Source organism: Pantoea sp. S61 (assembly GCF_016625145.1).
Classification (GTDB): Bacteria; Pseudomonadota; Gammaproteobacteria; order Enterobacterales; family Enterobacteriaceae; genus Pantoea; species Pantoea rwandensis_B.
Genome location: NZ_JACVUO010000009.1, coordinates 67,931 through 80,559 on the forward strand (window position 1 = coordinate 67,931; position 12,629 = coordinate 80,559).

The following is a 12,629-nucleotide window of genomic DNA, read 5'->3' on the forward strand; positions in this document are numbered from 1 at the left end:
GTTGCTGTTTTACTGCGCCAGGGGCACTATGCCCAGGCGCGGAATTTCAATTTTAGGGCAACGATCCATCACCACCGTCATGCCGGCATCTCCTGCTAACACTGCCGCCTGCTCATTGATCACGCCCAATTGCAGCCACAGTGTATCGGCACCAATGGCAATCGCTTCCTGTGCCACACCCCACGCGGCCTCAGCATTGCGAAACACATCTACCATATCCACTTTACCCGGAATTTCTGCCAGCGTGGCGTAAGCGGTCTGCCCCAGCAATTGCTGTCCCGCCAGTTTTGGACTCACCGGAATAACCTCATAACCTTGATCAAGCAAAAACTTCATCACACCATAGCTTGGGCGATCGGCGCGATCGCTCGCCCCGACCAATGCAATGCGTTTGGTTCGGCTCAACACATCACGAATCGTTTGATCATTCATTTTTTTCTCCTTGTTCGTTCGCCTGAGTGTAGTTGCCATTGCGTGACACAGTGCAAGCCCCTCGGATAAAAACTTTGCGCCTCAGCACGAATAAATATGTGAAAATGTAAATTTACTGCCATAATGTAATAATTTGCTACACATCACCCTTAATCCCCATCCTCCGGGAGTTGAAATGAAGCTGTCTTTGGCTGTTACGAGTTTACTCGTGTTACTCGTATCGGCATCCTGCCATGCCATCACCCTGAAACTCGATCCTGAAATCGATTTGCTGGTGCTCGATGGTCGCAAAATCTCAGGCTCGTTGCTGAAAGGCGCGGACAGCCTGGAGCTGGAGCGTGGGCAGCATCAATTCCTGTTTCGCGTTGAAAAACCTTGTGCGGATGCCACGCATTTTCAGTCGGTGCCGATGATCGTCACGTTCAATGCCAGCGCCACTTCAGTCGCGATTCGTTTACCCGCTTTGGCCAACCGCCGGGAACGCAGCACGTTCGATAAGGCGCTCAATTTCCAGCTAGTTGATGAACGAGGCAATGAAATCACCAGCGTGCGCGATCGCTTACCACTGGGTAGTGATAGCGATCTGGAAAAGGCCATGTTGAATTATAACCGTACTGCCCAGGCGGCATCGGTTCCTCGCTTTGCGCTGCAATCGGTGAGTGCGTCGGATGCCCAGATGAGTCTCGATTTTGCCTGGCAGGATGCGGGGGAGTTACCTTATCTGCAACAGTGGTTTCAGCGTTTTGATGCTGCTACACGCCTGAGATTTATCAGTTGGATGAAAACCTTACGCGCAAGTTGATAGTGTTGAAATGTCAGGGGTAAACTCATGCCTTAAAATTAATGCATGAGAAGAAACAGGAAGCCCTATGGAGCAGACCGTTCGTACCCTTAACGTTCAGAAACACATTGCCCTCGTTGCCCACGATCACTGCAAAGCAACACTACTGGAGTGGGTCAAAGCCAACCAGAGCGCGCTGCAACCGCATGTGCTCTATGCCACCGGCACCACCGGTAATCTGATTAATCGCCACACCGGTTTAGACGTCAACGCCATGCTAAGCGGCCCGATGGGCGGCGATCAGCAAGTGGGGGCTTTAATTTCCGAAGGGAAAATCGATGTGTTGTTCTTCTTTTGGGATCCGTTAAATGCGGTGCCGCACGATCCCGATGTCAAAGCCCTGTTACGTCTGGCCACCGTGTGGAATATCCCGGTGGCGACCAATCGCGCCACCGCAGATTTCATTATTCAGGCACCGATGTTTGCCCAGCAGTTTGAGATCCAAATCCCCGATTATCAGCGCTATCTTGCCGACCGCCTTAAAGCGTAGTGTTCAGGCCTTCCGACTTTGCGGCACGCCCAATTCGCGGAAGTGTTCGACAAAAACGGAAGGCCGATCTTTATCAAACAGCATCCACACCTGCTGACGTGCACGGGTAATGGCCACATAGGCTAAGCGCCGCTCTTCAGCATCCGGGAAATCTTCCGGCTGGGATAATAATCCCGCTTCCATAATCGATTCACGTGCCTCAGCGGGGAAGCCATCGCGCCCCTCATGCAGCCCCAGCATAATAACAAAATCAGCCTGCTGCCCTTTGCTGGCATGGATGGTCATGAAATCGATCTGCAATTTCGGCCAGCGTGTTTTCGCTTTATCGAGGATGCCCGGACGCAAATGGTGATAGCGCGCCAGCATCAGCACGCGCTCTTCCGGTTTCGCATAGCCACTTAATTTATCCAGCAACGGTTCCAGTTGCTCCTGCGGCAGCAGCGTGACTGACTTCTTATTCCCCTTGCTCAGACTGTTGAGCGGCTTGCGCAGCTGATGGGGATTCTGCTGCACAAAGCGGTTGGCAATCTCACCGATGCGATCATTGAAACGATAGGTGGTGTCCAGCACACAGCGATCGCCGTCTCCAAAGTAGTGGTGGAAAGCCGTGGTCAGACTCATCTCGGCACCGCTGAAACGATATATTGCTTGCCAGTCATCGCCCACCGCGAACAAACTGGTGCGCTTATTCTGCTGACGTAACGCAGTCAATAAAGCGGCGCGCTGTGGCGAGATATCCTGAAACTCATCCACGAGAATATGCTTCCACGGACTGATAAAGCGCCCTTTTTCGAGAATGGCAATCGCCTGATGGATCAGCCCGGAGAAATCGACTGCCCCCTCTTCTTTCAACGCACCCTTCCAGGCTTTTAATAGCGGGGCCATCAGTTTCACGCGTTTACTGAAATTATCGCGATACTCTTCTGGCACATCGGCAATCATGGCGGCCTGCGCACCGCCGTGCATACGCATCAGCCCCAGCCAGCGCTCCATGCGTGAGGCCAGCCGTTGCGCCAACTTGTCATCCTGCCAGAATGGGCCTTCAGCGACCTCCCACGCCAGTTCCTCCTGTAACCATTGGCGCCAACCGCTCGCCTGCGCTTTTTTGCTATTACACTGTTCGCGCCAGGTGTCGATCAGCAGTTGCCGCCGCGCCTTGCTGTCACTTTCAAGCTTGCTGATCACCGGCTGCTTATTGCTGCCTTCGCGGATGATGTGCAATGCCAGCGCGTGAAACGTTCGCGCCTGAATCGCACTCTCACCTAAGCGCTGCTGAATACGCTCGTTCATCTCTTCGGCCGCCTGGCGACCAAACGCCAGCAACAGAATCTGCTCCGGCTGTGCCAGCTTGCGTTTCAACAACCAGCCGGCGCGTGCCACCAGCACCGAGGTTTTACCACTTCCCGCACCGGCCAGCACCAGCAAGGCGTCTTCACCGTTGACCACCGCTTCGCACTGGGAAGCGTTGAGCGGCGTGGTTTCGACAGTGGAGAAAAATTCGTGGTAGTCCTTGATGACCTTCGTCGTCCATTCACGGTTGCGCTGGCGAATGGCGGTTTCACCTTGCTCTAACCACTGCTGGCAAAACTGCCAGCGCGCACGGCAATTATCGAACTCATTCATGCGTGAAAGTGGCAACGGTAAGGCGGAAAATTGGCGTTGAATGCTCTCTTTTACCGTAGCCAGTTCGCTGCGCTTTAACCAGCGATCCTGTTGCGTGAAGGCGATGATCTCCTGTTCCAGAGCCATCAAGACTTGTGCACTGACTTCGCTCATCTCCTGGCTCCACTGCTGCCAGGCATGCTGCAAGTAGTGGAAGAAACGCTGCGTCTCCTGCCATTCCGTGCCGTGCAGGCGTACAACCTTATCTTCTGGCAAGTGAAATTCCAGCTCTCCCCAAACCATGCCGCGTTTACAGGCAATGCTGATTAACTGATTGAACGGGATAAGATATTCGTGACGATCGCCACTGACTTCCACGCCAGCGGCCAGCAGACGCACCCGATTATAAGGATGCTGAGCCAGACGTTTGCCCATTGATGTTGCTTTCAGTTCCATGTCCGCACCGTCTTGTGGAATTCAATTATCGCGCAGTTTACCTGTCAGACCCTTGGCGCTCCAGCCCTAAAACACGTTAAACTGGGCGACACATATTGCGGATTGCAAAAGGAAAATCGTGTTATGCGCACCGTATTGAATATTCTTAACTTCGTTTTGGGTGGCGTGTTCACCACGCTAAGCTGGCTGTTTGCCACGCTTGTCAGCATTGTGCTTATCTTTACCCTGCCTTTAACGCGATCTTGTTGGGAAATCACTAAACTTTCACTTCTGCCCTTTGGTAATGAAGCGGTGCATGTCGATGTGCTGCGCCCTGACAGTAAAAGCCACGTGCTGAATGCGGGCGGAACCTTCCTCAACATTTTCTGGCTGGTGTTTTTCGGCTGGTGGCTGTGTCTGATGCATATTTCAGCCGGCATCATCCAATGCCTGACCATCATCGGTATCCCCGTCGGTATCGCTAACTTCAAAATTGCCGCTATCGCACTCTGGCCCGTAGGCCGCCGTGTGGTCTCGGTGGAAGAGGCTCAGGCTGCGCGTGAAGCGAATGCGCGTCGTCGATACTAAGGCGGACGATTGATGCTTCTGAACGCGATGCCGGGATGGCGACGCTATTTGTTCAATAGCAGCCTGCGTTATTTATTGCGCATCTTCTTTGCGCTGGCAGGGTGCGCCGCCGTTCCCTGGTGGCTGCAGCAAATAGAGTGGACCATTCCATTGACGCTCGGCGTGGTGGCGGCTGCGCTGGCCGATCTGGATGATCGATGGACTGGCCGCCTGCGCAATCTGATGATTACGCTGGTCTGTTTCTGCATCGCTTCGGTATCGGTTGAGTTGCTGTTTCCCTATCCGTGGGCCTTTACCATCGGTTTGGCGCTCTCGAGCTGGGGCTTCATTTTGCTTGGCGCTCTGGGGCAGCGCTATGCCACTATCGCATTTGGTGCGCTGCTCATTGCGGTTTATACCATGTTGGGTATTGGCTTATTCCCTCAATGGTGGATGCAGCCCGCTCTGCTATTGATTGGTGCGCTATGGTACAACCTGCTGACATTTATCGGTCATTTGATTTTCCCGGTGCGGCCGGTGCAGGAGCAACTGGCGGCCAGCTTTTCTCAGCTGGCGAGTTATCTGGAGGCCAAGGCTAATTTGTTCGATCCCGATGCTGGTGAACAGGATGATGCCAGTACCATTGCCACGGCGATGGTGAACAGCCAGTTGGTGGCGCAACTCAATCAGACGAAAACCACCATTCAGAGTCGCTTGCGAGGCGACCGTGGATCGCGCAGCACACGTCGCAGTTTGCACTACTATTTCGTCGCGCAGGATATTCACGAACGCGCCAGCTCATCCCATCTGCAATATCACCTGCTGCGTGATGACTGGCGCTATAACGAGGTGCTGTTCCGCTTTCAGCGCCTGTTGAATATGCAAGCTCAAGCCTGTCGCAAGCTGGCTGAGAGCATCCTGCTACGCCAGCCATGGCATCATGACAGCAGTTTTGAGCGCACCTTCTCCCGGCTGGAAACGGCTTTGGAACGATTGCAACAGAATGATCCCGAGGATTCTCACATCCGCGCGCTATTTTGGCTGCTGCGTAATCTGCGTGCGATTGATGCGCAACTGGCCTCGATTGAGTCTGAACAAGCGCTGGCCGAACCACCTGCCTCAGCAGATAACCATCTTTCGCGTGAAGGGCTGAGCGGATGGGCGGATATCCGGTTACGGCTAAGCCGTCATCTGAGTCCAGGTTCAGCACTATTCCGCCATGCTGTACGCATGTCCTTCGTGCTTTGCGTGGGCTACGCTTTTATTCAGATTACCGGTCTTCATCGCGGCTACTGGATTTTGCTCACCAGTCTGTTTGTCTGCCAGCCTAACTACAATGCCACTCGCCGCCGGCTCGCCTTACGTATTGGTGGAACACTAGCGGGTATCGCTATTGGCTTACCGGTACTGTGGTTAGTGCCCTCTATTGAAGGGCAACTGATTCTCATCGTGCTAAGTGGCGTGCTGTTTTTTGCCTTTCGTCAGATTCAGTATGCGCAAGCCACACTGTTCATCACCTTGCTGGTACTGCTCTGCTTTAACCTGCTGGGCGAAGGCTTTGAGGTGGCGTTGCCGCGCATTGTTGACACACTGTTAGGTTGCGGACTGGCCTGGCTGGCAGTGGCATTTGTCTGGCCCGATTGGCGTTTTCGCAAAATTAGCGCCGTGGCGGATCGCACACTGAATGCCAATTGTCGTTATCTCGATGCTATCCTGGAACAATATCATCAGGGCAAAGATAATCGTCTGGCTTATCGTGTGGCGCGCCGTGATGCTCATAATGCCGATGCGGAATTAGCATCGGTGGTCTCGAACATGAGTAGCGAGCTTAAGCTGCAGCAACCGCTGCGTGAAAACGCGTTCCGGTTACTGTGCCTGAATCACTCTTTCCTGAGCTACATCTCAGCGCTGGGCGCGCATCGCGAACAGCTTACTGATCCCGCATTGCTCAAAGTTTTAGACGATGCAGTGTGTTTTGTTGAAGATGTGTTGCAGATTGAACGCGTTGACGACAAGCAGGCATTAGCCATGCAGCAGCAGGTGATGCAGCAATTAAGTGATATTAAAAACAGTTCGGACGTGCAGGCGCCGCTGGTGATGCAGCAGTTGGGTTTACTGATTGCCCTGCTGCCAGAAATTGCCCGCCTGCGCCGCACATTATCCAGCCATTAAGTTAACGTTGCTCCACCGCGTTTTTGGGGTGGAGCGTTTTGACATACCACGCGTAGAGCTCATCTCTGATCGCTGCAGGCAATGCTGCCTGGTGATGTCCGGAAATCGCCCCTTCCAATGCCATTAACGTTTTCAGCCCGATATGTTTGTTAACGGCACGCAGTTTGAGCCAGCTTTGTCGCGATCCCATTTCATGCAACACTTTCACTGAACTGATGCCAACTTTATGCAGCATCATCTCCATGCGCAGGCTAAGGTTAGGCAGATCCTTCAGCCGTAAGGTCACTGTCCGGTTTGCTAACTCATGCTGTGCTGCGTGCAGCGCACTGGCCGACAACCGCAATAATTGCTCAGGATCCTGCCAAAGCTTTGCATCCACCTTGAAGTAATTCAGTTGCACCGGTATGCCGCGTTTGCGATAGACCAGCGGTTCAAGAGCACGTTGGGTGTGGTAAGTCTGCAATGCCTCACTGGCACGCAGGTAAAGCGCGTCTTCGTTGATATATGCAAAAATGACCTTTTCTACTGTCAGTGCATAGCCACCAAATTGCGTTCGGGATTCGATCTTTCCCAGCGGCGCCAGTTGTGTTTTGGATTGTTTAACGAGTGGATTGTTGGTTTTCATTACAGCTCCTTTCCGTGAATTCTCATTCGAGAAAATTCCTTAAAATCCTGGTTTTTCATCTGGTTAGAAGATAGAAAAAACCCATTAGCTGTTCAATGAATAAAAGCATTTGCTGTGTGCGTTGTGCACAATTTGCGAGGTGTTTTCAGAAATTGAGGTTGATCTTTATCCAGGAAGACATTACTGTACATCCATACAGTTCATTACTGAGTGATTAAAACATGCGTACTCAATTCTCTGGCCTTGCTGATCGTTCTCAACGTTTTGCTTCTTCAAGCCTGACGCAGCCTTCTCTGGGTGGAATTACTGAACTACGTTACAGCGAACAACCTGGCATGATGCAATTACTGCTGTTGCCGGTGTTAAAGCAACTCAGCGAACAGTCCCGCTGGCAGCTGTGGTTAACACCAGCGCATAAGCTGAATCGCAACTGGATGCAGCAGTCAGGATTACCGCTTGAGAAAAGTATGCATATCACCGAATCTGAACGACTCACGACATTGGAAAGTATGGTGAAGGCTCTGCGCACGGGAAATTATAGTGTGGTTTTGGCCTGGATTCCGTACGAATTGAATGATGAAGAACGGTTTGAACTCGAAATGGCAGCGGCAGAAGGTGAAGCACTGGGTTTGATTATGCGTCCGCAAGGTCACGATCGCGTCTTGTCCAGACAACCAAATACGCCAAAAATTCCGTCGGATTTGTTTCATTAAGTAAAACCAGGAATTTTCTCACGCTTTTTTTTCTTAAGGATGCTGCTAAGCCACTGATTCTTTTCCCGCCAGCTTTGACAATGGTTTAGCCGCATTTTCTCAATTCGCTGGCGAAGATTTTGGCATGTGATTTGTTAAAATGTGTGTATAAATCCCTGTTTTTTTGCTGGCTGGCCTCACATCATACTTGTAACTTTCCAATCTCGTTGTAGACTTTATCTCGCCAGGGTGCTCAATAACCTCCGTTTTTTCGGTAGAGTCAAAAGCGAGCGTTTAGACCCGGCGAAGGATTAACACAAAGAGCAACCTTTTTGCTCATTGCCTATTTGGATGATAACGAGGCGCAAAAATGAAAAAGACAGCTATCGCAATTGCAGTGGCACTGGCTGGCTTCGCTACCGTAGCGCAGGCCGCTCCTAAAGATAACACCTGGTACACCGGTGCTAAACTGGGCTGGTCTCAGTATCACGATACTGGTTACTACGGTAACGGTTACGCGAACAATGACGGTCCAACTCACGAATCTCAGCTTGGCGCTGGTGCATTCCTGGGCTACCAGGCTAACCCATACCTGGGCTTCGAGCTGGGCTACGACTGGTTAGGCCGCATGCCTAACAAAGGCGACCAAGTTAACGGCGCATTCAAAGCACAAGGCGTTCAGCTGGCAGCTAAACTGAGCTACCCAATCACTGACGATCTGGACGTGTATACCCGTCTGGGCGGCATGGTATGGCGTGCAGACTCTAAGCAGGCCAATCTGAACACTGGCGACCGTATCAGCAACCACGACACCGGCGTTTCTCCGCTGGCTGCTGTTGGTGTTGAATACGCACTGACCAAAAACTGGGCGACTCGCCTGGACTATCAGTGGGTTAACAACATCGGTGACGCAGGTACCGTTGGTGCGCGTCCAGACAACAGCATGCTGAGCGTCGGCGTTTCTTACCGTTTCGGTCAGGATGAAGCAGCAGCACCAGTTGTTGCTCCAGCACCTGCTCCAGCGCCAGTTGTTGAAACCAAGCGTTTCACTCTGAAGTCTGACGTACTGTTCAACTTCAACAAAGCGACTCTGAAACCAGAAGGCCAGCAGGCTCTGGATCAGCTGTACAGCCAGCTGAGCTCAATGGATCCTAAAGACGGTTCTGTTGTAGTACTGGGCTTCACTGACCGTATCGGTTCAGAGCAGTACAACCAGAAACTGTCTGAGAAACGCGCTCAGTCTGTAGTTGATTACCTGGTTTCTAAAGGTATCCCTTCTAACAAGATCTCTGCACGCGGTATGGGCAAATCTAACCCAGTGACTGGCAACACCTGTGACAGCGTGAAAGGCCGTAATGCCCTGATCGACTGCCTGGCGCCAGACCGTCGCGTTGAAATCGACGTTAAAGGTATCAAAGACGTTGTAACTCAGCCACAGGCTTAAGTTATCACGCAATAAAAAACCCCGCTCTGGCGGGGTTTTTTTTATCTCTTTTCAACTGACTCACAACACCATCATCCTGCACACATCAGCGCTATTCGTTCTCTGATCCGCCTTTACCCAGAATCGCCTGCAGATCCTGCTTAAGCGTTGACATCTGGCTGGCATACTTCTCTTTGCGCTCGGCATCTTCAATCAACTGCACAATGGTTTCTGATAGCGTATTGCTGCGACGCTGCGCCAATCCTGCCAGACGCTGCCACACCAGATATTCCAGATCGATCGACTTCTTACGCGTATGCTGATGTTCCGCATTAAAGTGCCGCTTACGGCGCGCACGAATAGTCTGCTTCAGACGGTTCTCGAGATCGGGGTGAATGTGCTGAGCTATCCATTCCGCTACCTCTACTGGACTATTTTCCATCGCCAGTAAGGCATCCACCGCAGCCTGCGCGGCGCTAAGCTCAAGATGACGGGTGATCAATTCACCCTCCCGATGCTTTTTCACCAGGTATTTCCACTTCCATCCACTTTCAAGATTTTCGAGTTGCTGGTATTTCATCGGAATCTCATCGTGATCACGTAACAAACTAAGAATAACAGCTTTTTTCCCGGATGCAGCAAGGAAAAACATGTAGCGGTCATCACATTTCGGGCTGGAACTCCGCAGTGCTTAACAAGGTTGATTCCTGTATAATCGCGCTTTTCCTAAATCTGACTAATGCGAATATTTTGACCAGCACTCAAATTACGTGGCAAGCCCTGCAGCCGGATAGCATCCGCTACCAATCCATTTTCTCAAATGTCTCACTGGAAGATAGCGATAGTCTTGCCGCGGTTCAGCCGCGTCTGCTGAATGCGCTGGCGCATTTGCATCATCAAACCTTAGGTTTTCCTCTGTTGCTATTACGCAGTCAGGAAAACAGCGATTATCTCGCGTGCATCGCCGAAGCCGCGCAGCGCTTCCAGCCTGAAGAGATCGCGCTGTATGGCGGTGACTATCATGTCATGGGCGACACGGTCAGCCTGATGCCGCCCAGCGATGCTAACCGGCCATTCACCAGTCAGGGCGGCGTTCACTTTGCCGACTGGATTGAAGCAGAACAGCTGTTTGGTTGTGTGCGTCAGTACAAAGATCGTATCCAGCCCGAGCCGGGATTGATTCATCAGGCCAATGGCGGCACTTTAATCCTCTCCGTGAATACGCTACTGGCTCAACCACTGCTATGGCTGCGTCTGCGTAAGTGCATCGAGCAGGGTCGCTTTGACTGGTATTCGCAGGACGAACGCCAACCGTTGCCAGTGGCCATCCCTTCTCTGCCGCTGCAACTACGCCTGGTACTTTGTGGCGATCGTGATGCGTTAGCCAGCTTCCAGGAATTGGATGCAGAAGTGCATGAAATGGCACTGTACAGCGAGTTCGAAGAGAACCTGCAGATCACCGATGAAGAGGACATGACCTTCTGGTGCCAGTGGACGCTCACGCAGGCTGAACAAGCCGGCTTGGATCAGCCTGCAGCCGACTTCTGGCCGCTCTTGATCAATGAGGCGGTTCGCTTCACGGGTGATCAAGAAACCCTGCCGCTCTGCCCGCGCTGGTTACGCCGTCAGCTGCAGGAAACCGCGCTGCACGGTGACGTCATCAATGCTGAAGCATTAAAAGAAGCACTGGAAGCACGCGAATGGCGTGAAAGCTACCTGGCTGACCGCATGCGTGACGAAATTCTGCTCAATCAGATTATGATTGAAACTGAAGGTGAAGTGGTGGGACAGATTAATGGTCTGTCGGTGGTGGAGTTTCCAGGTCATCCGCGTCCGTGGGGCGAGCCGTCGCGTATCACCTGTGTTGTTCATCCAGGTGATGGTGAATTCACTGACGTTGAGCGTAAAGCCGAGCTGGGCGGTAATATTCATGCGAAAGGCATGATGATTATGCAAGCTTATCTGATCGCTGAACTTGAACTCGAGCAACAGCTGCCCTTCTCAGCCTCGTTAGTGTTTGAACAATCCTATTCCGAAGTGGATGGCGATAGCGCCTCACTGGCCGAACTCTGCGCGCTGATTAGCGCACTGGCCAATCAGCCACTGAGCCAGCATATTGCGGTGACCGGTTCCGTGGACCAATTTGGTAATGTGCAGCCTGTTGGCGGCCTGAATGAAAAAATCGAAGGCTTCTTCAACATTTGCCAGTCACGCGAGCTGACAGGTAAACAAGGCGTTATTCTGCCAGCCAGCAATGTGCGCCATTTGAGCCTCAGCGAAGCTGTGGTCGATGCGGTGAAGCAAGAGCAATTCCACATCTGGGCAATCGAAAGCGTGGATGAAGCGCTACCCTTATTAACCGGTATCGCATGGCAAAGTGAGAGCGGCGAATCACTGCTCAATACCATTCAGGAACGTATTGCACAGCTGAACCAGCAGGAAATTCGTCATCGTCCGTGGCCATTCCGCTGGCTCAACTGGTTCAACCACAGCTGATTGATTTGCCCAGCGTACAACTGTTCGCTAATATTCGGGCTTCACTAAAAGAAGGCATATTGAGAACATGGTAGATAAACGCGAATCCTATAGCAAAGAAGACCTGGTTGCCTCAGGTCGCGGCGAACTGTTTGGCGAAAATGGACCGCCGCTTCCCTCTGATAACATGTTGATGATGGACCGCGTGGTCATGATGACCGAAGACGGCGGTAAATTTGACAAAGGTTTTGTGGAAGCCGAACTGGATATCCGCCCTGACCTGTGGTTCTTCGATTGCCACTTTAAAGGCGATCCGGTCATGCCTGGCTGCCTCGGGCTTGACGCTATGTGGCAGTTGGTTGGCTTCTACCTCGGCTGGTTAGGCGCTGAAGGTAAAGGCCGCGCACTGGGCGTGGGCGAAGTGAAATTCACCGGTCAGGTACTGCCAACCGCGAAGAAAGTCACTTATAAAATTCACTTCAAGCGCGTGATCAACCGCAAGCTGGTGATGGGCGTGGCTGATGGTGAAGTCTTCGTTGACGGTAACCTGATCTACACCGCGACAGATTTGAAAGTGGGTCTGTTTAAAGACACCTCTGCTTTCTAATTCCCCAAACGAAAACCTCCGCATTCAGCGGAGGTTTCTTCCTTCATTTATGGACATCCGACAGTGCTAGGCCACCGCCGACCTGTCCTCCATGGCTTGACGCCAACCTCCCAACCAGTAAGACCGCGCATCGATCATTTGATAAGGGCATATCTCTTTTGAGCGGCCTGTAATACCCGCTTGATAGCCTCGTGAATGTGCACGTTCCAGGCGGTCTCTTTTCTGTCTCTTCATGCCTCGATTCCCTCATTTCAGGTCTGGTGGATTC

General features: G+C 52.2%; 13 protein-coding genes. 8 read left to right on the plus strand and 5 right to left on the minus strand.

The features are described from left to right. Nucleotides 1–9 precede the first annotated feature (9 nt). Entirely contained in the window at nt 10–432 is a 423-nt protein-coding gene (locus IAE30_RS17330; protein ID WP_038647745.1) for a CoA-binding protein, read from the minus strand. Nucleotides 433–607: 175 nt separating this feature from the next. Here IAE30_RS17330 and IAE30_RS17335 point away from each other — a divergent pair, with 175 nt between their 5' ends. Next, nucleotides 608–1,234 (plus strand): DUF2057 family protein, encoded by a 627-nt coding sequence (locus IAE30_RS17335; RefSeq protein WP_038647747.1) that lies wholly within the window; start codon nt 608–610, stop codon nt 1,232–1,234. 67 nt (nt 1,235–1,301) lie between these two features. Continuing rightward, nucleotides 1,302–1,763 (plus strand): methylglyoxal synthase, encoded by a 462-nt coding sequence (locus tag IAE30_RS17340; RefSeq protein WP_034820416.1) that lies wholly within the window; start codon nt 1,302–1,304, stop codon nt 1,761–1,763. Between the two features lie 3 nt (nt 1,764–1,766). Here IAE30_RS17340 and helD read toward each other — a convergent pair whose 3' ends face one another. Continuing rightward, a complete protein-coding gene (gene helD / locus IAE30_RS17345) occupies nt 1,767–3,821 on the minus strand; it encodes a DNA helicase IV (RefSeq protein ID WP_200680475.1) in 2,055 nt (684 codons plus the stop codon). Nucleotides 3,822–3,944: 123 nt separating this feature from the next. Here helD and IAE30_RS17350 point away from each other — a divergent pair, with 123 nt between their 5' ends. Further along, on the plus strand, nt 3,945–4,388 hold the full coding sequence (locus IAE30_RS17350; RefSeq protein WP_034820431.1) for a YccF domain-containing protein: 444 nt from the start codon (nt 3,945–3,947) through the stop codon (nt 4,386–4,388). 12 nt (nt 4,389–4,400) lie between these two features. Further along, on the plus strand, nt 4,401–6,539 hold the full coding sequence (gene yccS / locus IAE30_RS17355; RefSeq protein WP_038647751.1) for a YccS family putative transporter: 2,139 nt from the start codon (nt 4,401–4,403) through the stop codon (nt 6,537–6,539). Nucleotide 6,540: 1 nt separating this feature from the next. Here yccS and IAE30_RS17360 read toward each other — a convergent pair whose 3' ends face one another. Further along, nucleotides 6,541–7,164 (minus strand): TfoX/Sxy family DNA transformation protein, encoded by a 624-nt coding sequence (locus IAE30_RS17360; RefSeq protein ID WP_038647753.1) that lies wholly within the window; start codon nt 7,162–7,164, stop codon nt 6,541–6,543. 221 nt (nt 7,165–7,385) lie between these two features. Between IAE30_RS17360 and sulA the strand changes: the two genes are divergently transcribed. Together sulA and ompA are read left to right on the plus strand one after the other, a co-directional pair. Beyond that, on the plus strand, nt 7,386–7,877 hold the full coding sequence (gene sulA, locus IAE30_RS17365) for an SOS-induced cell division inhibitor SulA (protein ID WP_200680476.1): 492 nt from the start codon (nt 7,386–7,388) through the stop codon (nt 7,875–7,877). Between the two features lie 349 nt (nt 7,878–8,226). Beyond that, nucleotides 8,227–9,300: a porin OmpA gene (gene ompA / locus IAE30_RS17370; protein ID WP_038647757.1), complete on the plus strand. Its 1,074-nt coding sequence runs from the start codon at nt 8,227–8,229 to the stop codon at nt 9,298–9,300. A gap of 91 nt (nt 9,301–9,391) precedes the next feature. Here ompA and matP read toward each other — a convergent pair whose 3' ends face one another. Continuing rightward, entirely contained in the window at nt 9,392–9,859 is a 468-nt protein-coding gene (matP, locus tag IAE30_RS17375) for a macrodomain Ter protein MatP (RefSeq protein ID WP_141399037.1), read from the minus strand. A 53-nt stretch (nt 9,860–9,912) separates the two neighbouring features. Here matP and IAE30_RS17380 point away from each other — a divergent pair, with 53 nt between their 5' ends. Both IAE30_RS17380 and fabA read left to right on the plus strand, forming a co-directional pair. Continuing rightward, on the plus strand, nt 9,913–11,775 hold the full coding sequence (locus IAE30_RS17380; protein ID WP_045831668.1) for a Lon protease family protein: 1,863 nt from the start codon (nt 9,913–9,915) through the stop codon (nt 11,773–11,775). Between the two features lie 67 nt (nt 11,776–11,842). After that, complete coding sequence (gene fabA / locus IAE30_RS17385) at nt 11,843–12,361, plus strand: bifunctional 3-hydroxydecanoyl-ACP dehydratase/trans-2-decenoyl-ACP isomerase (protein ID WP_034820448.1); 519 nt, start codon at nt 11,843–11,845, stop codon at nt 12,359–12,361. A 66-nt stretch (nt 12,362–12,427) separates the two neighbouring features. Here the strand turns inward: fabA and rmf are convergent, their stop codons facing one another. After that, nucleotides 12,428–12,595, minus strand: coding sequence for a ribosome modulation factor (rmf, locus tag IAE30_RS17390; RefSeq protein WP_007887362.1), 168 nt, complete (start codon nt 12,593–12,595; stop codon nt 12,428–12,430). Nucleotides 12,596–12,629 lie beyond the last annotated feature (34 nt).